Below are 22,733 nucleotides of genomic sequence, written 5' to 3' on the forward strand. Positions count from 1 at the left end.
TCAGGCTTTCAATGCCGACTCGAATAATTAGCAAACTCTCTACTTCCATCGGTTTTTCTCTTGATTGCGAAAAAATTTCGGTTTCACCGCCAGTAAAGTGAAAAAAGTTCGCATTACTAATCTAAGGCCGCCAATGAAAGCAAATTGATGTTCAAAGAAAAAGCGTGGGGCCGGGAAAAAACCTGCGTCTACCAAAAATATTGACGTTTATTTGAGGTAACGTTGAAAAAAGCACTAAGCGAAGCCCAACTAGAAAATTATTTAACAAGCTAATGGTAAAAGAGAGTTTATTCGGAAAGCAATGCGATGAGGACGACGAAAAGCAATCAGTCAGATTTAGTGGGGTACTCAAAGTACTCGATTTGCCGGGGGGTTTATGACCAACTTTCGTGATCGGCTGATCCTGCCTTTGTCGCATTATGCAGCCCCGGAATATAAAAAAGTGTTAGATAAACTAGAAGATACGCTAGGAATTGATCATCATTTTAAAGGTCGTTTTATTCTGGCTGAGCGACTAATTGAGTTGTTCAGCTTTGACTTAAACCATTCTGAATCGCTTCAATCGATAAAAAAAGAGACGCTTTGTGCATTAAAAAGTGTGTTAGAAGATGATCAGTATAGTACGCCCCCGACGCACTCCTACAATAAACAAAATCTAATTAGTGGTACTAAAATACGCTATCCAGTTCCGGCCTTAATTTTCGCGAAACTCGAACTAATAGGGGACTCTAAACATAAATATGAGTTGGGACTGACGAAATTACTCTGTGACTTACTTTGCGCCTCAATATTTCGACACAACTTAGAACTTGTGAACTTCGCATACGATATACGCTCGTTTATCAGTGACAGAGCATGCTCGCCTCTCCCCCTCGCGTGGTATGCCCAAATAGGCTGCGATAGGGAAGATTTAAATAAAGCTATTGATAAAGCGAATAGAGCAACAGAAAACGGCAACCTTAATAGCAAGGAAAAAAGGTTCATCAAAGTTCTTATAAGGCTATTTGACGTTCATCTCGAAATTCTGTCACAAAGCGATGCCCCCCAAAATGGCCTCCTCGACAATTCAAAAGGAAGCGAAATTGATCACGAAAAAAGTTCTAAGCATTGGATACAGAAGTGTCAATTTCTAACGCCGAATGACTATAGAAGATTAACTGCCATTGAAAGAAAACACTTTGTAAGTGCATTAGTCTCGGCGTTAAAGGGCGACTGTGATTCTGAACGAAATTCAGCCGGCTTATTATTTATCTCGTATTTAACAGGTCAATATCTTGAGGATGTATTTAACTTTAAAAAAAGCACTACGGGTGAAATCACAGAGCATGGTCTTTATAGAAGAAAAATTAGTAGGCCTGTTGATGGTTACACACCAGATTTTAAGACACCTTCCCAACTCGCAGTTGCAGATGAAGTGTTATTACCTTTCCCTGAGTTTCTGCAAGAATGGCTTGCTCACATTCCCGTTCGAAAACAATGCATTCTAAATAGCTTATTCAAAGGCAAAGAGGACGCAACCGAAGGTATTAAAAGGTTACTCCGAAAGATTCGCAAATTTCCTCAATGTCAGCGGATCAAAATGGACAAAGTACCAGCTGCCCTGCATCTAGAACTTCAGCTACTTTATAGGGATGAGAGTCTAAGCTTTTTGCTGGCAAGTAAACCTTCGCAGGCACACGCATATCTTGGTTACTATGTTTCTCATGAAATACAAAGACTTAAAGAGGCATATAATAAGGCCACGCAGAACCTTTTAACTGAAGATTTCTATGTACCGTCAGATCCAAACCCACTTAGCGAAAGTTGCGACGCCAAAATAGTCACGCTTCCTCACCCGTCGAGAAACGACATCGATTGTCTAAGAAAGTCAATTCTTAATGAAATCTCGTTGGCCAAAGACTGCAAAAATATCATCGAGATACATAATCGATATACTGACTATTGTCTGTCCTTGTTGTTTTTGGCCACAGGGCATCGCCCCGTCGAAGATCCGTTTGGCAGCCTAGAGCAAATCGATTTAGAGAATGGCCTAATCGCCATTTCAGACAAATCAACTTCTGCTTCTTCGATTTGGCGCATTGCGGCGCTTAGCAATTCAGCTGTTAAACAAGTCGAGTATTATCTTTCGTATCTAAAAGCGCTTCCGAGCAAGTTGTTTGAAAATCAAGCTCTCAGAAATCTGGCCCATAAACTTGAAGCAGCTTTAAGCGAGAAGAGCTCAAATTTCCCACTTTTCTTTTACTTAGATGATGCTAACCCACATCAATTTATCTCAATTACACAAAAAATATTAAAGGAACAATTTAAGAATTACTGGCGATGGCCTGTTAATTTCACTAGGCATATTCTAGCCACAGAGCTCATGAAATTATTACCCAGCGGTGATCTGGTTAAAATTCAACTGGGTCACATATACGGCCCCCAGCACCCTTTTGGCGTTCGCTCAACTATCTCTTGTCTTGATGCACTTAATATTATTAGGCCTTGTATAGAATCATTCTTACTCGAACACGATTGGAGGCCAATTGTAAGTCCTATACGTAAAACGACATCTTTACCTAAGCTCGCGCAGCCAATCCAAGATCCCAAACGGAAACTCGGCTATGAAAAGCGACAAAAAGTAAGCGAGATGAACAAGGCAGCCGCCAGACATCACTTAAAGCAAACAATAGTCGAGCATTTTCACAAACGAAAAATCAGTCAACTTAACGTTGATGAATTGACGTTTTTAGAAGAGCTTTATGTAACAAAAAGGGACAAACAGAAATTAACACAACGCTGCTTAGCGAAGATCCGCAAAGAGTTGGCGCTAAGACTTTCAAAAACACGCGAATTTGCCAGCGCTCGTTCTGAGGCAACTCCATTTTCTGCCTTAACACTTAAATATTACGCCGACGCCCAAAGCTTAAGATCTCAATTTTTGTCCTATCTCAACAAACAATCTCTGAGTGATATTGAACTTTACACTCGTCTCGCTGAGATAACAGTTTCTGCAGCCTTGTTGGGGGGGATGTCTTATGAACCTTTTATACAAAGGCTCCCTTCGATGTTAAACACGTCTCTATTTAAGATAGATGACAGTATCATCATCGATTTTACGCAATGCTCTGATGACCCGGAATATCGTTATCAGTGGAGCGCTGACGCCATAACTTCCGGCCTAATCCTCGCATATCTAAAAATAACTAACGGAAAGTCCTATCGATTCTCAACGTCAAAATTTACTAAAGCGTTATCTCAACTTTTATTGTCTCTACACGTAAAGGCTAATTATCCCAGTTCTTACCTCGCTCATTCAGCGAACTGCCTTGCCATCATAGAGCTGCCAGGATGCTTACGAGGCTATACGAATCGAACGTACCTAACAGCGAGTTTACCGCTCAAAGTAGTAACACGTTTATCAAGTGACCAATCACTGGCACATGAAAATATTAAAGAAGAATTAGCACGCAAACGAAACTTCACAAAGTTGCCATTAATACTTTCTGGGAAAAACACTGGCAAAAACTTGCTCTGCCTAAAAAAGGATTTAAGAAAGATAAACAAAGATATTAGCTCTCTAGCATTTGCGGGAAACGAAAAACGCGACGTAAAGCAAAAGAATCACCTCCTTAATGCGATTAATGAACTTTTTACCTCTGAAAATAATTGGTCACTTCAAGCAGGTTTGGTAGCCGACTACGCACTATCGATGATTAAAAATGGTACCAAAGCTACTTCAGACCCTGCATATTCAACGGTGAGACAATATTTAGGTACCATCATTAAAGTCCTTTTACCGCTAGACGAAAGGCCAATTGGCGTCGATCTCTTTCAACAAAATGCCGTGTTCTGGGAAGAAGTTTATTGTGATGCATTAAGTCGAACTAGCGGTAAAAGTAAGGACGTCATGTGCACCGTGATTAAAGCCTTCCATGGTCTATTGTGCGAGAGCTACGGTTTCGAAGATATTGAGTGGAGCATTATCTTTGCTGCTGCGCAGAGCTCAAGTATTCCATTCAATATCGACGCGAATTTTATTTCTGAGAGCGAATATCTAGATCTAATTGCCACTTTAAGTACTCTTGACTTTATTGACGAGCACGAGCGCTTACAACTGATAGCGCTTGTCGTTTTAGGCTATCGCGCTGCACTTCGCTATTTTGAAGCCTTTGGCCTATTGGCACGAGATGTCATCGACAATGAATGTCTCGAAATACTTATTCAGCAAAACATCATTCGCGGACTCAAAAGCGAAAACGGAAAGCGGGCATTTGTCAGCAATGAGTCTCTTCACGATGTCGAAAAACAAGCGTTAGAAGCGTTAATTATCTCAAAGATTGCAGAAAGAGAACGAGATGAATTAACGCCACTCTTCAACAGCCAAAATGCTGTTGGCAGACAGTTAATATCGCCATCACGAACCATAGACATAATTCATAAGTGCCTACGCGGTATAACCGGCGACGGATCGCTAAGGTTTCACCACTTCAGGCATAGCTATGTTGGTCGACAATTTTCGCAGAAATTTGAGTCACTACGAGAAGCATACGGCAAACAAGATATTGAAAATTTCAATACAAACATTTATCCGCTTAGACACATAGCGACCGCAGTTGGCCACTCAGACGAGTTAACGACACTCACTTCTTACACGCATTGTCATAGCGAACTTTTAAGAAATACTCTTACCGATTTTTCAAGTCATTTAACTGACGCTGGGCGAGACTATTGCCTTGCCAATAAAAGTGGCGCTGCGCTTAAACGAAGAAGTCGAGGAAACAAAAGCGAGTCATTTTCCGCATTGACAATAAACAAAAGGGTTTCGAAGCTTATCTCAACGCCACCATTTGAGACTCAAAAAAAAAGAGAAGTAACACAGGCTGGCCTTGATTTGAACGTTGCACATACTGAAGTGACGCTGATAGGCATCGCAAACAAGCTGCTTTGGTACTCACAATCTGCCATCAACGCGAGCGCTATCGAAAACTGTAGCATGAATCGTTTCTTTGACAGCCATTCGGTCTTTGATGCTGCTGCTCAAGTAGAAATCAACTCCGGTTTTTCTATCTATAACCTCTTTCAAAAACAAAATGATGCTCTTAGCTATTCAGAAGCACATGATGTCGTTTCACATTTTAATAGAGAAGCTGAAACTCGCTTTTATAAAGCACTAGAAAATCTTCAAAATTGCGATTGCCTTGACAAAAAGTTAAAGGACTTAAATCACGCATTAAACTTGTGGGTAGATACTTTTGATTTTGATAGTCAAACCAATTTGGTATTAAACGCAGCGGACGCAACAAGCCTGAAAGTGCTATTTGAATTCATCAAGAGCAATGTCGAACTAAGCGTCAAATTTAGCCAACCAACCATCAAAGACACCTGGCCAGCTGCTTTCCTAAGCGATGTTGTGACGACTGTTGGAAAACTACCTGCTCGGACGGCAAAAATTAAAGCCCTACAGCAAATGATGGCGTCACTCAAAATCAACGCACTGTCAGACCGGCGACTTATCCACCGCGTCATCTTCATTCTAAACATTTACTTAAAGCTCATAACGTCAAGTGAGTCGATGATGAGTGAGCAAATTTCAAACAACTATATACAACTAAGGATTAAAAAATGAATCACCGAATGCATCATCTGATCAGCATACACGAATGCAATATTTCTGAATTAAACGGCAATCTAAGTTGGTCCCCAGTCGACGAAAGAACCCAGAAGGCTGCACGCGAACATCTAGAAAATATCAGAGCAGCTTTGTTCTCAAAATTTTCAACTAAGATAAACGACAACATGGTTATTTTCACAATCATCAAGGAGATAAAGAAAGACAGCAACTCACTTCAATTATCGCTCATCGCACAGACACGAAATATGAACATGCCGCAGAAGACCTGGTTAAACATAATGCAAGAGTGTGAAAGCATGATCCAATCTAGTTTAGATGCGGTGGCTGATTTGGCTGATAGCCCAAATATTGATTCCATCGAAGTAAAAATAAAAAACCTTGCTCAACAGAACCTACTCGATACTGACAGCAGCATCAAAACAAAAGAATTAGCGGTCTCAAATAACACCGAAGCTAGAATATTAAAGTCGTTCCTCAAATTCAGCCGAAACCTACCCGAACGAGCGACTCAATGCGATCTCAACGGAGTGACATTGACAATCCCGCGCCTTGCCAACAGCACGCCAGAAATCGTAAGCGCAGAAACTATTACTCATATAGCCTACGTTAATGGCATGATCTGGAGTGACACGCACGTTAAATTGTCAAAAGCGACATGTAACGATTTTCTGATTCCGAGGGACCGAACAGTTACCTATGAAGAATCTATTAAATGTGAACTATTGGATTTAGAACGAAATAACAGCGGAAAGCCAGTTAAACTCAAATTAGTCGTCGAAACTGACAACTTAAATAATAGGAGAATTAGTCATGTAGCGGACATAGTAGAAGTCATCGAAAATAACTTAAGCTCTGATAAGTTTGATGATCTTTTTATTGATGACGAATGACTACAGTGTGGGACGCCTTGTAGGCAAATTGAACGTGAGTGAGACTCTAGATTTAAAGGCTACTGTCAAAAAAGATCTAATAAAGAATAAAAAAGAGAGTGATCAGCAAACAGCAAGCTAGGTTTGCTGATGATGCAACATTTCTAAAGCATTTATTCGTTTAAAGACTTCATACAGATTAGCCATCGAGCCTTCGACCATCAGCGACAAGGGCGTGCGGCCATTGAAAAATGGATTGTGGTTTTCCATGTTAACAAATCCGTAAATATTTTTCGGATTTTCAAACACCGTCCTGAGTGAAGCATGAATATTCAGAACATAGCTCGCGCGATCGGCCTGGTCTCTACTCAACCTCACGATTTCTTTACGCTTGACTCGATTGATAGTCGCAGTCGATACACCCAATATGCTTGACATCTGCGCCGGCGTTGCATTCCATTTTCTTAAGACATTTATTGCGACATGAAGCCCTTTTGATAACTGTTCGGGAGAGGCAGCTTCTTCGGTTTGTGTATTAGCTATTATTGTATTCATATAACCCTGTTACGACGCGCGCTAACGCTCACTAAAGAGTTAGTGAGTTTGTGATTTTCGTATTTTTAAATTTAGTACCTATTCGCTAAAAGTTAAACTCAAATGTAAGCAAAAGAAAAACAGGAATAACCAGTATGGACATCTAGACGTCCACATGTTAACTTAATATCTGATCAATCAAACATTAAGAGTAAGTCGCCAGACTTCACCAACCTGTTCTCGTCGAATAAGGTGGTTTCCATCAAACATGATGGGATGTGTCCTAAATATAGGAAAATGGAAAAGGCGATGTGCTCATGCAAAAGGAAACACTAAGCATGAATCTATATCTAGTCATTTTTCAACGCGGTAATGATAAAGTTACTCAGTTCGTTGTATCAGAGAAAGAGAGTTATATCCGTCGATATGTAGAACAGCATAAACCCGACGTGTCGATACTTGGAATATTGTCAGGTATTAAACACGCGCGAGGAATAAGCACAATTCAAAAGTCAATGCTCAAGCCTGTAGAGAAAAAGGAAGTTTCAAAAGATAAAGCCTTTGTGATTGTTGGCGGGCTGAATACGTTGCGTCCGAAACCAAGGAGCCATAATGAGTAATCAAATGAAAAGGAAACTAACAGTTTATGTCGACATGGACAATGTACTAGTCGACTTCCCGTCAGCCTTTCCTAAGCTACCTCCCGAGATACTGAAGAAGTATGACAATCGACTTGATGAAGTAGAAGGGATCTTCAGTTTAATGGAGCCTATTGAGGGTGCGATTGATTCTTTCAATGAATTATCGACAATCTGCGATACCTATATCCTGTCCACATCCCCATGGGAGAACCCATCAGCATGGTCAGATAAATTATTATGGGTTAAGAAACACTTAGGTAAAGCAGCATATAAAAGACTCATTTTGAGTCACAACAAGCATCTAAATGAGGGCGACTATTTAATCGATGATAGAACCGCCAACGGAGCAGATCGATTCAAAGGCACTCACATTCACTTTGGTAAAGAAGAATTCCCAAATTGGCATTCAGTTATGAAACATATGCGACATGTTGCAAATGGAGGGCTGAATATTAATGACGCTCAATGCCTTTTAACGAGAAAACCTGAGGATTAGAAGCCATCGCTATTTTTATGCTGAGGTTTAGTTGTAAGTGAGGCCGCTAATTTTCGTCTAGCTTCAGCACACTCTTCCTTCGTAACGCCGCTAGCCCATACTGATCCCCAAAATTCCTCCTGTGTTGGTCTACGTTTTTTATCGATGAGGTCCTGAGGCATATCATAAATCGGAGCATTTGAGGCAGATTGTCGAGATGTTTTGATGAACTGATACATTGACATTCACTCTCTTCCCAAGATTAAAGTCAGGGCAAATCGTCTAAGTGACTTCTTTAGAAAGCCTTTTTTGACTTGAACCTTCACTCTTCACAACTGTGCTAGGGTGTTCGGCGAGTCCTGAGATACACATTCCATCGGATGACATAATACAAAAGAAGTCTCTGTAGTAGATATCATAATCCTCGTTTGAAGATTTTGGCTTAGGCAGCGCTTTCTCCATTGTGTGTAATCCATCAAAAATTAAATTCAGGAACAGTGTAAATATAGCACTAGTCTTCTTTTAATAATTTTTAATACCAATATCATAATGGTAACTTTGCTTTATCATGTAAACTTAAACAATATATGATGAATTGCGGAACGATTTTCCTTGCCATTTATCTACCTAGGCGAAAAATTACTCGGCCCAAAATTGAAACACCAGAAAGGATTCTGCTTCATGAAACGCCCACGGATCATCATTCTACTATCAATCCTCATTTCATTAGTCGCACATTCAAATGAAATAAGAGGTGAAAGCCTCATCAATAAGTCGGCGCCATGTTTCAAAGGTGTTTTTGCAGATCATGAAAGCTGGAAAGAACAACTAATGAAGGGGCGCGAAGGTGAAGATAGAGCCAAGCGAGAGGCCGCATTTGATGCCGCATTCCCTAAAAGTACATTTGAATACTATCGAGACAATCTCGACTGCAAGACGATCATATACAAAGTGGATGGCTTTGACATAAACGGCTACTACATGTTTAGCAAAACAGGGCAAGAGAAAAAGCCGGTGCTCATTGTTAACCGAGGTGGTAACGGATTTTTTGGCTCCTGGAACTTTGGTAGTGTGATGATGCTGCTAATGCCTTTTGCCGATGCAGGTTATGCTGTTATCGCTAGCAACTATCGGGGCAACCTTAGAGGCGAGATGAATCTAAAATTCAATAAAGGAGTTGATGAGTTCGGCGGCTCTGATATTCGCGACGTTTTAAGTCTGATATCCATCATTGATGAAATGCCCAACACCAATAAGCAGGACATATCTATGTTAGGTATCAGCCGAGGTGGCATGCAATCATTGGTAGCTGCTAGTCAGACAGAGCGGGTAAAGGCAGTAGTCACACTCGCCGGCATTTCTGATCTTTGGCTAATGGAAGAGAGAGACGATAATTTTGCAACCATGTTGAAAAAGCGTATCCAATATACCGACGAAACAAAAGACAACGAATTTCACAAACGGTCACCCGCTCGATGGTATGGCGAAGTCGGACACGCACCACCTGTGTTAATTATTCACGGCGATAAAGATGAGCGCGTGGATATTAGAAACGCGTATCGTTTAGCAGAGCAGTTAAAGAAATCAGATGTGCCATATGAATTCATGATCATTGATGGAGCGAAGCACAACCTGCCTTCTTATTGGCCAAGCTTGTTGCCCAAAATTGATGAATACCTAAAGGCCATCAGTTTTAGCGAATGAGAAGCACCACTTGCCACTGGCTTTCAAACTCGTCATCAAAACACGTATTCGCGCGATGCAATTGACCTACAAGCTCAATTCTATGTAGTATGAAACTAGAAATGCAGAGGATTTAATATGCCAGAACAAGCACAGAAGGTATTGGCTAGAGCCAGCGCACTTGCATCTGCAGCCAGAGCCAAAGCTTTGATAAAAGAAAGTAGAGAGCGTAATCAGCGTAAACAAAAAGCGAACGAGCAAAGCTAACAACGTTTTTGCATACCGTTGAAAAAGAGCAACCCAGCTAAAAATCAATAGCGATGTTGCAAGCCTTCATCATCCGGCCCACTACGCGCCTTTCAGATGAATGATAAGACAGACCGTATTTATTCATTATTAGTTGATAACGCTTTAGGTAATCACATCGATATGAGTGATTGGGCGGCATCCAGTCTGCAGGTCCTTTTGCTCCCTTCTCCTGATTAGTATTGTCTTCGACAGGTATAAGATTCAGAGGATCATTGGCAAATTGTTCTTTTAAACTAGGAGACCACGCATAAGCGCCACGCGAGTGAGCAGCGGCTAAAGGAACAATGTGGTCAATATCAACATCGGAAGCTTTCGTCCACGTTTTGTCTGTATAAGGGTCATACCATTTACCCGTTTTTACAGTACATGCCTTTGCGTTCGTAAATGTCACCTCTACCTGAGAGGTCGAAATGAGAATTTCCTGACGAGTATTCTGGCAATCTCCATCAAAATCTGACCAATGCTTGTAATCATTCCGGTCATAGAGAGTAACAAAATCTCGTCCTTCGATGATAGCGTCATTGGTTGCATCCTCTACCATATCAGCGGCTGACTTTGACGGGACATACCCCTTCGGTAATCGTCCTCCTGCTTCTATGCAGGCTTCTACGCTTTTAAATGTAACCTTGTTACTCGTCTTTGCATACCATGGTGAATCGGGAGGGTGACATATTCCAGAGCGAGATTGCTTTACCACTCCAAATGTACTTGAAGAAAAGCAAATCAACATTAAAGCAATCAGTAATGCTTGTGTATTCATGTGTGCTCCATGAGCCTAAATAAGATGCTATCTATTTATCAGGTATGCTTGCATCATAGTATGGGATCCGAAAGTACAAAGCTTAGGAATCTATTCCTTCACCACTGGGTAACTAGCCTCTCCCCATACCACGTCAGTACTATCTAGCATTATTTCTATAGTGTAAGGCACAAACTTAGCTAGGAAATTAACAGCATCTCTCTTTTGGTCGATGTTTACTTTACTATCCCAAGTTGCACCCCCGTGTATCATTTGATTTCTAAGGGTGTATAGCCGTGAGAAAATGATGCCTAGGACTGCAGCAGTATCTTTGTTACCTAGAGCCTTACTAGCGGAGGATTTCGAAGCATCAAATTCTTCTTGCCACTTTTCTTTAGTTTTTTCACCGCGCTGAAAGTCCCAAAATCCGGCATGCACAAATTTGTTGTTCAACAACATTCGAATCGAAGATGTGAACTCCCTCCAAACCAGATCCGATAATCGGCTTTGATTGTCCAGCTCACACAACCGAGACAAAAAATTTCGAAAGGTCTCTTGCTCAGAAAACAATTTATTGTCATGGATCTGATGCGCATATGCTGAGTTAAAAGCGATCCATAAAAAAATGAACTTAGCATCTAAATCATCCACTTCCGCCTCTGCTCTCTTCAGCCAACTGAGTGCTCGATGGACTCTTAACGCGAGATTCTCACTATGCCCATCTCGCTCTGCTCGTTGTCGAGCTTTAAGTTTACTATGGCTTATTATCATGCGAACTTCCCAACAGTTTAATTAAGAACTAGAGCGACTCGATTTTGTAATCAGCTGAAATTCAAGACCTGAATTTTTTGTGTTACGCGTTTTATATCTATCGGGATGCAACTCAAAAAAGTCCGACAACTTCTTTAGGCCATAGCTTCTAGTATCAAAATCAGATTTCAAGCGTTTGAGGTACTTTCCAACTTCACCTAATTTCGCCCAACCAGCTTCATCACGATAATTTTGCCAAGCTTGATGCATCAGTTGCCACAACTCTTTATCCGCTTCGATATTTTCGCTGATATTGCTTTCTGGTGACTCATTTAAACCTAAGTTTTCTAAAGCAATAAAGTCCCCACATGCATTCTTAAATGAACTAGGAGTTGATGATTTGCCTACACCAATAACGTAAATCTCAGACTCTCTTAAGCGCGTCGCTAAACTAGTGAAATCACTATCACTTGAGATGATTGCGAATGAATCAAACCGCTCACTGTACAGCAAATCCATCGCATCAATAATCATAAGTGCATCTGTGGAATTTTTACCCACGGTATAAGAAAACTGTTGCTTTGCCTGTATGGCAAGCTCATTTAATGGCTTCTTCCAGTTCTTAAGGTGATCGGAAGAAAAATCTCCATATGCACGTTTGACTATTATTTGGCCAAAGGACGAAAGTTCTTCGATGATAAGAGAGAGTTTGGAATGTGGGGTGTTCTCAGAGTCTATAAGTACCGCTAACTTCCTGTTTGCCATGTCGATTCCTTTCAAAGTAACCCTTTGATACTAGCTCCTAACGTTGAGTTTGGTCAAACTAGTCCATTGTCTTTTATTGACTGCCTATCCTTAAACAGATTCTGTTACATTTCTTCGCTATCCTCGAACCACAAATCATATATGATATACGAATAATAAACTACGGATTAAATATAAAATTTTATGGTCATTGATAAGTCTCTTCGAGACAAAGTGAAAGACTCACTGATGAATGAGTTGTTTACAGGCGAACTAAAGCCTGGTCAAAAGATAAATATTGCGGCATTGGCAAGGCATTTAGGAGTTAGTCCAACGCCCGTCAGAGAGTCATTGTTTGGTTTGTCTGAGCGCGGGATTTTAAAATTTGCCAATAATGTGGGGTTTAGTTTAAATGAATATTCTTTTGAAACCGCTGCAGAGTGTTATCAGCTGTTAAGTAGCCTTGAAGGAATGGCTTTAAAAATGTCTGAGGAGTTCTCTTCGCGAGAGGTTTTCAAATTAAACGAACTGCTGATGCGCCTTGAATTTGAGGCATCTACAAAATCAGTTTCTTTCGAGACCTTATCCTCATTTGAAAACGCTCTAATAAGCAAATGTAGAAATAAGCTATTAAAGCGTACTTGCAATGAGCTTAGATATATTGCTTTTCCTTATGAGCACTTAGTCTTGTCTTCCGTTGATGATTTGAAGGTGGCGTTCGACGCTCACAAAGAAATTGTCAGGCTGATTGAAAATGGCAAGTTTCTTATGGCTTCAAGTCTTTTGGCAAACTCTTGGCAGTCTTGCTTACCGTATTTAAAAGGTCTTTTAGAGAAGGATGTTTAATGAAAACATTAGTACTTTTTACCTTTACCGCATTGCTTTTTCAGACCGCCTATTCAAGAGACGTTGTCTCTGAAATTCACTGGGTTGAGGATGTTAACACTCTTTATGCTCATCTCGAGAAGGAGCATGCTAATTTCTATCATTCCGCAAATGAAGTCGAATTGAGAAAAGCATTTGACGTGGCCAAGGAAGCTAAAGATCCTGAACTACGACGTATAATGCTAGCACAAGCGCTAGCTAAGGTTGGTGACGGCCATACTCTGCTGCCCTTGATTGACCTTCCAATAGATACAGGGATGAATTTTCAATATCTCCCTGTCCAATTTAAGCAGTTTGACGATGGACTTTATATTGTCTCTGCGTCCACATCTCACTCTGCTCTCATTGGCCAAAAGGTCGTAAAATTCGGTGGGGACTCAGTTTCAGCAGTACTTTCTAGAATTAAGCAGTTGATTTCAAAAGACAACCCATTTTGGGAAGCAGACATAGCGAATTACTATCTAAGCAATGTATCCCTCGTGAATTGGGCATTAGGTGGCAAAACAGACGCGACAACTAGTTTGACGCTGCTCAATGATAAAGGGCAGGAATTCATTGTCTTGTTTGAAAAGGAAGAGTACCTGCATTCTATTCAATGGATTAAGTCTTATTTTGTAAAAGATTCAGATGATCCTGAGTGGGTCAATACAAAAATTGAGAAGCCTGTGGCGAGCTGTAGTGACAACTATTGTAAAGTTATTATTCCCCATACAAAAATCATGTATATAGAAATTAAAGCGCTTCGTGATGATGACCTGGTATTTTCCGAGTTCGTCGATGGCATATTTCAAGACATTGAGAGTCAACGAATTGAAAAAATGATCGTTGATATCAGGCTGAATAGAGGTGGAAATGGGAGCAAAAGATGGCCACTTATCTACAAGCTCGCTACACACGAAATTAACAACCCAAAAGATCTGGTCGTTTTGACGTCGTCAAGAGTATTCTCCGCGGGAATGATGCTGGCTACAGATCTTGAACAGCATACTAAGGCGACTTTTATTGGCGAAAATACTGGCAGCAGCCCTAATCATTACGGCGAAACAAATGTGTTTCAATTGCCTCATAGCAAAATATCCGTTCTATATTCGAGTCTCTATTGGCAGAACTCTCGTCCGAACGACGATAGAATATCGATAGAGCCTGATATCCATATCGATAATTCAAGTAAGTTGTTTTTTTCAGGGATAGATGAAGCTATCAATATTGCAATCAATTATCTGAGCGCGGATAAAGCAGAATATAATGACCAATTGTCAATGGTCGGCAGTATGTTGCTTTACGAGAAATCAAATCTTGACGGAAGTAACTCAGGGAATATCGCGGTGTACCATCACGATAACTATAATATTGAATCTTTTAAGTGGCGCGTAGGTAGTGCGCATGCAACGATTGTGCGAGCAAAAATGAATCCATCCACTTTAATCGTTGACAAGTTTGACGCTTCCCGGATGGACAATTTAGGTAAAGAAACGCATTCGCTGAGCTTGACAACCAGTGCTAGTAATACACTCGACGTTACTATCGGAGAAAACCACCAATACTTAAAGACTTATGGCTTACCCTGGCACAGTTATGATTTTGATTTTGCTAGCCTAGGATATATATACCCCCATTTAAAATCTAAAGAAACCTATTCTTTCGAGATAAATGATTTCGATCTGACTGCTAGGCCTATAGCATTGAAAAAGTTTGGGCGCGTTGATATGAAGTTTCTGGGAATAGAAGAATATAAATCATTTGAAACGCGAAAATACTCGATTGATGGACTCGGATTAAATAATAAAGGAGGAGAAATTTGGTTTGAAGAGAAAACGGGGACACTGGTTGCATTTGCAATAGCCAAACCGGACGAACCAGGTTACGTCTCAGGGAAACTTGAATTGAAATCGATTACTCAAATGTCGCCTTCAGAGTGGAGTAACTTTAAGGTGAACTCATTGAATCAGTGAGTTACCTATATTATTAGATGGATTAGGAATGCGTATAGTTATAGGCGTGAGTTTGCTTTTACTAATATTTACGAGTGTAGCGGCAAACCACAAGAATCATAATCATATTCACGGTTATGATTGTGGGCATAGTACTGAGTGCGGGCACGATTCATTTATACTATAGAAAGGTTGAATATAACCATGACGGTCACTACCATAACCAAGGCGATTCACGCTTTCACGAAACACACAGTTAAATGATTTGCGTGGCCTGCTAATTTCATACCGGTTGCAAAGATATATAGAAAGACAACTAAAGACCAGAACACCAGTTATTCTCACCTTGAACGAGTCGATAGGCAATCTGATAGCGCTCCGCCTTTTCAATCAACCAATTCTTCAAAATGATAGCGCTCTGAGACAAGTTTTCCTGACGCACATCTCCTGTGTGATAGAGCAGAATTGGACGATAATTTCCCGTTTCTGAGTTCAATTCAAAGGCATAATAAAAAAAATGTCCCGAATCGAAACATTCGAATGATTCCTCAGAAAGTTCACCCAACTTTGCATCATTAACAAGAGCAAGCTGGTAATCAAATAACGTTGTGTCTATGGTTTCTTCATAAACCGGCAGCACTTCGAAATAGTCGCGTAGTTGTTGCTGTGTTAATTCCTCTTTATAGAGAATGCTATCCAATCCAATGTTACTGATGTTATAGGTGAACAGCTCCCCTTCACCGTTGATATAAAAGCCTTTTTTTTGTTCAGACCAACCATAATTTTCAAATATGACCGCAAAGGTATATTCCCCAAAAGTGATTTCAGGATCATTATGTTCACTATCACATCCACTTAGCGCGGCGACCAAGCACATTATACATAGCAATTTCTTAAACATTGATTTCTCCATTTTGTTTGTTAAAAACGAGGATTTATCGGGCTTTTAGATGTTTTTCTGATTGGCTAAACACATTCAATTATGGCGCTGATAGAAGAATTTGATTGTACTCATACGAAGTGGTCAGCTTATCGAATCAGAAATGACATTTTGTTAATAACCTCGATAGGACTCGCTTATTTGAAGCATGAAGACACTCACTGGCAACCGCAAATAGGTGCCTGCAGAGAGTTATTCTTGTAGAAAATACATAACAAGCGATAACTGCTGATGTCTTCAAAATGATCTAGGTGCGGCTCATGAACAATCTTTAGACAAATCAGTTAAGCATGGTTGGTCAATGTGACGAACTTTACGAATGCCGTGACGAATCCGTAATTTGCCCATTTATTTGAATATATGAAATACCTAAACTAAAGCAGAGTAAAGACAGCGTTGACCGTTCTTTATCTCTACACAAATTTGGGGCGCTCGCCTTAGTCACGTAAATCATATTCATAAGGTGAAAAATGCTTCGAGATAAATTAAACATTGTAATTCTCGGTGGTGGAACTGCAGGGTGGATGACTGCTAATTTAATGGCGGCCAGATGGAAGGATAAAAATATCCAACTTATCTTGGTTGAATCTCCTGATGTTAGTGTTGTTGGAGTTGGAGAGGGCTCCACTCCGTCAATGCAAAACTTTTTCCAAGAAATTGGCGTAGCAGAATCAGAGTGGATGTCAGAATGCAATGCCACCTATAAAAACGGCATTACCTTTGAAAGTTGGTCTTCAATGCCTGGCTTTGAAAAATATTGCCACCCGTTTCCATCTCAAATGGATAAATTTACCTTTCCTCAGTTTGACTTGAACTGCCAAATGAGACGTCACAACTTTGATGTGGATGCCCATCCAGACCGATTTTTTCTAGGGTCTTACCTTTCCCAAAATTGTAAAAGTCCAAAAGCAAACTATGCCTTTCCGTTTGACCACCCCCATGGCTATCATTTTGACGCAGGTTTACTGGGCAACTTTCTTAGAAAGAAGGCGGTACAACGCAAGGTTACTCATTTAAAAAAACATGTTGAGCGCGTCAATCTGAAGGAAAATGGCGATATTGCAAGTCTAGACTTTAGAGGAGGGGGCACACTTAAAGGGGATTTTTTTGTTGATTGCTCCGGTTTTTCAGGACTTTTAATGCAAAAGACCTTAAAGGTGCCCTATGTCACTTTGGATAAAGTACTTTTCAATGATACCGCCATCGTAATGACGACTCCCGTTGACCTGCAAAATTTGCCGTCACAGACAAAAAGCACGGCGTTGAAATATGGCTGGGCATGGAATATTCCGTTAACTAGCAGGATCGGCAACGGTTATGTGTTCAGTTCTCGCTATTGCACGCAAGACGAAGCAGAAATCGAATTCAGACAACATTTGGGACTGCTAGATGCTAATGTTGAGTTTCGCAGCGTAAAATGGAAGCAAGGACGGTTAAAGCACAACTGGAGTCACAACTGTTTGGCCGTTGGTCTATCCCAAGGATTCCTAGAGCCAATTGAGGCCATGGCTTTACATCTGGTTTACCACAGTGTTGGGCATTTCATTACTGAGTTTGAAAGGGGCAACTTTACCAATCAACATCAGACGCAGTACAACCGATTAATTGAAAGCGCGTTTGATGGCGTGGCCGATTATATCGTAGCCCATTATCGCTTAAACTCGCGCCGCGATACCGACTATTGGCGAGACAATGCTGCCAATCCAAATATCAGCGATTCATATAGAGCTATAGTACAAAGCTGGTTTGGAGCTTCGCAAAATAGTCTAGCTGATGAAGTAGCACGTTATGACACAAGCCGATATTTTCCTTTGGAATCATGGCTGATCCTCTTTGCCGGCTATGGTGTATTTCCGCCCCAAGAGCAAGTCAAGCCCTTGTATAAGGGGATGCAATCTACAGATATGCGAGCACTTGATGACTTCATCAAGCGATGTGCTTCGAATTTTGATACGCATCTAACTGCTGTTTCAACCCTAAACTTGCAGTAAGTTTTTAGCCTTTCATATAAAGCCAGCAATCACTTTGGATTAGTATCCATTGGTCATGCATAGTCCTCTCGGCGGCTTTTACACGCGTTTGCATTGATCTAGCTCGCTAATCTTAGTTAAAAGTTAAAATGTTGGCTTAATCGAAATAATGCGTTAGCAGATTACTTAACTGCTTGTTATATCCCACAAATTGCTTGTTATACCCCATAACCTGATTGCTTTATCCCATAACCCCCGTAGCAGTAATTAGCCCTGATAGTGTCGCAAAATCGGCACTTGTACCCGCCGATAAAGAAAATCACAAAAATACTTTCAGGGAGTTTTTCAAATGAGAGAAACCACATTTAAGCGCAGCATGGCTGCATTGGCAGTGGCTACGTCCTTTGGGCTATCCATGCCTTCAGCACTGCACGCTCAAGAGCAAGAACAAGAAGAAAACTTAGAATTAGAAAAAATTACTGTCACTGGTAGTCGTGTTCGTCGTGATGAATTTGCCTCACCTTCACCGATTCAGGTGATTAGTGTTGTCGATGCAAAGCGCGCAGGTATCACTAATGTGGCTGACATGCTTCAGCGAATCTCGCTAGTCAATGGTACCCAAATTGACAACACCATTAATACCAACTCAGGCAACTCAAATGCGACAGAAGCACCTCCTGCCGGTGGGGTTGGCTCTGTAAATGTGGGTTTGCGCGGTCTGGGGGCAGAGAGAACCTTGGTATTACTCAACGGCACTCGCCTTGGCGCATCAGGAGTACGCGGAGCTCCCTCTCAGCCTGATATGAGTCTGATTCCTTTGGATATGGTTGATAGGGTCGAAGTACTATCAGATTCAGCATCGGCAGTTTATGGTGCAGATGCGGTAGCGGGTGTTATTAATATTATCTTAAAGCAATCGTTTGATGGTTTTCAGATAAGTGCTGATGTGTCGACACCGTCCGATGATGGGGGTGAAGAAAGGCAACTGTCATTTGTAACCGGTGGAGAAGGTGAGCGATTCAAATTTATCTTTGGAGGTGAATTTTATGAACGTGAACGTATTACGCTAGGCTCTAGAATTGACTGTATCAAGCGAAGAGAGATAAATGCAGAAACCGGTGAGGTGTACGAATACTGTTACAATGGCTTCCCCGATAATGCCGTTCTTTCAACCACTGCTGATAGCGGTAGCATTTGGAATTTTTATACACCAGGTCAATCCAACCTAATTAATCCATTGACAGGTCAACCTGTTGATAACTTTAGTACATCGGAGAACATTCCTGATGTGTGGAGTGACCGTTATTCGTTCTTAGGTGAGCAAAGCGGTCTTGATCGGTTTAGACTCAATCCTGATTACAACGACAATAACGACCGTCTGGCAAGTGACTTAGTATCCCCGACAACACGATTTTCACTGATGTCCAGTGGTACTTATTTCCCTGAGTGGGGTGAAGCCAACAACATTGCCATCTCGTTCGACACTTCCTATTTTCATCGTCACTTGACCAATCGAGCTTCAACGGAACAGATTTATCCAGGGGTGCCAGCACTTATTCCTCAAGAAAATGAGCAGGGTAATATTATGCTCAACGATGATGGTTCTAGAGTGATGGTGGCCAACCCACTAAATCCGTTCGGTACAGATGCGCTACCGATTTATACAATCGACAATAAAAAACAAACGCGCGACGTAGAATTGGATCATTTCCGCTTTAGCACAGGAATTTCAGGTGACCTACCTGGCGAGTGGGCTAAAGATAATTTTTGGAATTTCAATGTTAATTTAAGCTATGACAGAGGAGACGGCGCTGCAAGTCAGCCGCTCATAGATGAGCGCAACTTCATTTTTGCATTAGAAACTTTACGCTTAGATTCTGATGGAAATCTAAAGTGTGGCGTGCCCATTATAGCCAACAACCCTTGGGGTGGCATCATTAGCGCGCAGGATTGTGTTGTCGTAGACTTCTTAAATCAAAGCTTGTTTGGCAACAGTAACGGCAGCACAGGTGCTCTATCTGACGAAGCCGCAGCATACTTAATCGGTGAGCGTGTCAATAGAACCGTGGTAACACAATCCCTGCTGTCAGGTTATGTATCAGGCGATTTATTTTCCTTTGAAAATGGCGGTGCGGCAAGTTTAGTACTCGGTGTTGAATCACGTCGTGATGCAATTGATTCTCAAGTAGATTTCCTTGGTGCTAATGGTCTTTTAGTCGCCGAGGACCCAGGTACTGAAGGCGTTACAGCAGGCGCAAGAACAATAAATGAGATTTTTGGTGAAATTAGTCTTCCAGTTCTCCGTGAAGTGGAAGGAGCCCACGAATTGACAGTGGACTTAGCGATGCGTTACACCGATGAGTCTAACTTCGGTTCAGAAAGTACAGAACGTGTACGTATCACCTATTCTCCATTAGATTGGATTTCACTAAGTGCTGCTTATGGTACTTCATTCAGAACGCCAAACTTACGTGAGCAATACTTGGGGGATCAATTCGGCGGAGAAAGCGGCGGTATTGATCCTTGTAATGCCTCACCTTATTTGTCTGGTGAACCGGCTGTATATGACCCTTCTTTGGATACACGCAGCCAAGTGACTTTGGACAACTGTGTGCTAAGTGGGGCTAACCCGTTTGTTCTAGGTACAACAGGTTCAACCAATATCCCAATTAGAGTGGGTGGTTCAGTAGACTCGCTACTTCCTGAGACATCAGACCAAACTACGCTTACCTTAAAAGCAACGCCAATTAGTAATGAAGATTTGAGTTTTGATTTCTCTGTGACCTATTTTGATATTCAAATAGAAAACACAATTCAGCAACAATCTGCTGCATTTATTATGACCCGTTGTTTTGAGGACCTGCCGGGTTTGGCCAGCCCGTTCTGTAATAATGTTGGCCCCAGAAATCCAAACCTTGGAGAGTCTACTCGTTTTATTAGTAGTGTTGACGCTTCTTTTGTGAACATTGGGGAAGAAACCTCTAAGGGGTACGACATCAACACTCGTTTGGGCTTAAATTTCGACGACTATGACATTGTATGGACAGTGCAAGCCACTATTCAGGATGAGAGAAGCCAAACAATCATTAAAGATGAAGCTTTACCTAATGGTGGTAAAGATGACTTTGTTGGCACTTTTGGTACACCTGAACTTCGATTAGTTACTCAACTGAGCGTCAACATGGGAGACTTCACTTTGGCCTATAGTGGTCGCTTTATCGATGAAACCAGCGTCTTTATTCGTGATCTGGCCGGTTCCAGCAGCAATTGCTTAGCTAGGAACGCAGGACAAAGTGCAGCGACGATTATAGGTGACCCAACTGTATACCGAGACTGTGTAGCAGAATCGGCATATTATTCGGATATATCTCTGACGTGGACACCTAATGAAAGCTTTAGCACGACAGCAGGTATTAGAAACTTTACCGATGAGCAACCAGCACAAGTTTCGTCTGGTTTAGGCAATGATCGTGGTGGCAGAATGACAGGCTCGGGCTATGATCAAGTTGGCAGAACTATGTTTTTGTCGGCTAAATATAAGTTTTAAGTGGCATAGATACAGGACTAGCTTTATTTAACACTTAATCTAAAGACCCATAGCTATTTAGTCGTGGGTCTTTTATTTTCAGTCTTTAACCCCCCTCCTATGGCGGTGAGGGTCGTTTGTCCAGCACTAAGCCCATATGGTGTCTATGCTAAATACTCACTCAGGTTATCTTTTTGAGCGGCTGACAACGTATTGAGCCCAATGACTCGAATTTAATTCGCCCCAAAATATGCTTTACTCGTCCCTACTGATGTGCAGTCTGACACATAATTGTGCATTCTCAGAGTTGCTGAATATGATGAACATCTTATTTCTGAAACTAGTGTATCGATTAATATATGTCAGGTAATTACGCATGATCCGTTGTGTTATCGTAGAAGACGAAGAAATGGCGATTGACCGATTGCATCGAGAGATTAAAAAGCGACCGGGATGGGAAGTCGTCGCTATTTGTCAGGACTACAATCATGCGGAACAAACATTGTTCTCTGTAGAACCAGATGTATGTTTTATGGACATCAGTATTATTGCCGGCAGTGGCATGGCGCTAGCGAAAAAATTACGCCATTCCCTGACCACTAAGTGGATATTTTCCACTGCTTATGACGAATATGCAATAGATGCTTTCGAAATCGATGCACTGGGTTATCTACTCAAACCTTATGAAAACTCTAAGCTCATACATTTATTGAAGAAGGCAGAGGCCCAGTTAGCTGACGCCGAAAATAGAGAGCAGTCACATTCTTCGTTTCTTGCAGTTAAGTCAATTGGTGAAGTATGCCTAGTAGACTTTCAGGACATTATGTGGATTAAGGGCGCATCAAATTACGTAGAGTTGCACTGTGAAAATAAAGTCCATCTGCATCGAGCAACCTTTTCAGCTATTGAGCAACGGCTACCGACAAAAAAATTTGTTCGAGTGCACCGATCGTCAATGGTCAATTTAGATTATGTGCAGAAAATTGGCAGTGAACTGGGACGTTACTCGCTGGTGATAATGAAAAATGGCGACGAAGTGCGGATAAGTCATGCACACAAAAGCGAATTGTTTCAGTTATTAAATATCGAGTGACCCTATGGTTAATTATCTTGTTTTCTCAAA

At 41.2% G+C, this 22,733-nt stretch carries 16 protein-coding genes and 1 riboswitch; of the genes, 11 read left to right on the top strand and 5 right to left on the bottom strand.

Annotated elements, in window-relative coordinates:
- Positions 1-376 precede the first annotated feature (376 nt).
- Together CSH93_RS14680 and CSH93_RS14685 are read left to right on the top strand one after the other, a co-directional pair.
- The gene (locus CSH93_RS14680) at positions 377-5,608 is read left to right on the top strand and encodes a hypothetical protein (protein WP_100644048.1); all 5,232 of its coding nucleotides are present in this window, start codon (positions 377-379) and stop codon (positions 5,606-5,608) included.
- Positions 5,605-6,504, top strand: coding sequence for a hypothetical protein (locus CSH93_RS14685; protein ID WP_100644049.1), 900 nt, complete (start codon positions 5,605-5,607; stop codon positions 6,502-6,504). The genes CSH93_RS14680 and CSH93_RS14685 overlap by 4 nt, the downstream gene beginning before the upstream one ends.
- Before the next feature lie 117 nt (positions 6,505-6,621).
- On the opposite strand, the gene CSH93_RS14690 is transcribed toward CSH93_RS14685, so the two are convergent.
- Positions 6,622-7,038, bottom strand: coding sequence for an antitoxin Xre-like helix-turn-helix domain-containing protein (locus CSH93_RS14690; protein ID WP_100644050.1), 417 nt, complete (start codon positions 7,036-7,038; stop codon positions 6,622-6,624).
- A 176-nt stretch (positions 7,039-7,214) separates the two neighbouring features.
- Positions 7,215-7,328, top strand: a riboswitch (SAM-I-IV-variant riboswitch).
- A gap of 6 nt (positions 7,329-7,334) precedes the next feature.
- Between CSH93_RS14690 and CSH93_RS14695 the strand changes: the two genes are divergently transcribed.
- The 4 genes from CSH93_RS14695 (at position 7,335) to CSH93_RS18230 (ending at position 10,083) form a co-directional block, all read left to right on the top strand.
- Positions 7,335-7,637 (top strand): hypothetical protein, encoded by a 303-nt coding sequence (locus CSH93_RS14695; protein WP_100644051.1) that lies wholly within the window; start codon positions 7,335-7,337, stop codon positions 7,635-7,637.
- Positions 7,630-8,154, top strand: a complete 525-nt coding sequence (locus CSH93_RS14700) for a 5' nucleotidase, NT5C type (protein ID WP_164078385.1) — start codon at positions 7,630-7,632, stop codon at positions 8,152-8,154. Before CSH93_RS14695 ends, CSH93_RS14700 begins: the two co-directional genes overlap by 8 nt.
- A gap of 660 nt (positions 8,155-8,814) precedes the next feature.
- Positions 8,815-9,837, top strand: coding sequence for an alpha/beta hydrolase family protein (locus CSH93_RS14710; protein WP_100644053.1), 1,023 nt, complete (start codon positions 8,815-8,817; stop codon positions 9,835-9,837).
- A 117-nt stretch (positions 9,838-9,954) separates the two neighbouring features.
- Entirely contained in the window at positions 9,955-10,083 is a 129-nt protein-coding gene (locus tag CSH93_RS18230) for a hypothetical protein (protein WP_276307708.1), read from the top strand.
- A gap of 37 nt (positions 10,084-10,120) precedes the next feature.
- On the opposite strand, the gene CSH93_RS14715 is transcribed toward CSH93_RS18230, so the two are convergent.
- The 3 genes from CSH93_RS14715 to CSH93_RS14725 all read right to left on the bottom strand — a co-directional run bounded on the left by CSH93_RS14715 (position 10,121) and on the right by CSH93_RS14725 (position 12,379).
- Entirely contained in the window at positions 10,121-10,885 is a 765-nt protein-coding gene (locus CSH93_RS14715) for an HNH endonuclease family protein (RefSeq protein WP_100644054.1), read from the bottom strand.
- 90 nt (positions 10,886-10,975) lie between these two features.
- Positions 10,976-11,635 carry a HEPN domain-containing protein gene (locus CSH93_RS14720; RefSeq protein ID WP_240615622.1) on the bottom strand — a complete coding sequence of 220 codons (660 nt, stop codon included), beginning with the start codon at positions 11,633-11,635 and terminating at the stop codon, positions 10,976-10,978.
- 21 nt (positions 11,636-11,656) lie between these two features.
- Entirely contained in the window at positions 11,657-12,379 is a 723-nt protein-coding gene (locus CSH93_RS14725; RefSeq protein ID WP_100644055.1) for an NYN domain-containing protein, read from the bottom strand.
- A 183-nt stretch (positions 12,380-12,562) separates the two neighbouring features.
- On the opposite strand from CSH93_RS14725, the gene CSH93_RS14730 reads away from it, so the two are divergent.
- Both CSH93_RS14730 and CSH93_RS14735 read left to right on the top strand, forming a co-directional pair.
- Positions 12,563-13,204, top strand: coding sequence for a GntR family transcriptional regulator (locus tag CSH93_RS14730; RefSeq protein ID WP_100644056.1), 642 nt, complete (start codon positions 12,563-12,565; stop codon positions 13,202-13,204).
- Positions 13,204-15,195 carry a S41 family peptidase gene (locus CSH93_RS14735; RefSeq protein ID WP_100644057.1) on the top strand — a complete coding sequence of 664 codons (1,992 nt, stop codon included), beginning with the start codon at positions 13,204-13,206 and terminating at the stop codon, positions 15,193-15,195. The genes CSH93_RS14730 and CSH93_RS14735 overlap by 1 nt, the downstream gene beginning before the upstream one ends.
- A 295-nt stretch (positions 15,196-15,490) precedes the next feature.
- Here the strand turns inward: CSH93_RS14735 and CSH93_RS14740 are convergent, their stop codons facing one another.
- Positions 15,491-16,075 (bottom strand): hypothetical protein, encoded by a 585-nt coding sequence (locus CSH93_RS14740; protein ID WP_100644058.1) that lies wholly within the window; start codon positions 16,073-16,075, stop codon positions 15,491-15,493.
- A gap of 509 nt (positions 16,076-16,584) precedes the next feature.
- Here CSH93_RS14740 and CSH93_RS14745 point away from each other — a divergent pair.
- The 3 genes from CSH93_RS14745 (at position 16,585) to CSH93_RS14755 (ending at position 22,703) form a co-directional block, all read left to right on the top strand.
- Positions 16,585-18,105, top strand: a complete 1,521-nt coding sequence (locus tag CSH93_RS14745; protein WP_100644059.1) for a tryptophan halogenase family protein — start codon at positions 16,585-16,587, stop codon at positions 18,103-18,105.
- A gap of 328 nt (positions 18,106-18,433) precedes the next feature.
- Positions 18,434-21,631 carry a TonB-dependent receptor domain-containing protein gene (locus tag CSH93_RS14750; protein WP_100644060.1) on the top strand — a complete coding sequence of 1,066 codons (3,198 nt, stop codon included), beginning with the start codon at positions 18,434-18,436 and terminating at the stop codon, positions 21,629-21,631.
- A gap of 355 nt (positions 21,632-21,986) precedes the next feature.
- Positions 21,987-22,703, top strand: coding sequence for a LytR/AlgR family response regulator transcription factor (locus CSH93_RS14755; RefSeq protein ID WP_100644061.1), 717 nt, complete (start codon positions 21,987-21,989; stop codon positions 22,701-22,703).
- The last annotated feature ends 30 nt before the right edge of the window (positions 22,704-22,733 follow it).

Origin of the sequence: Neoalteromonas facilis (assembly GCF_002807665.1) — a bacterium.
Taxonomy (GTDB): Bacteria; Pseudomonadota; Gammaproteobacteria; order Enterobacterales; family Alteromonadaceae; genus Alteromonas_E; species Alteromonas_E facilis.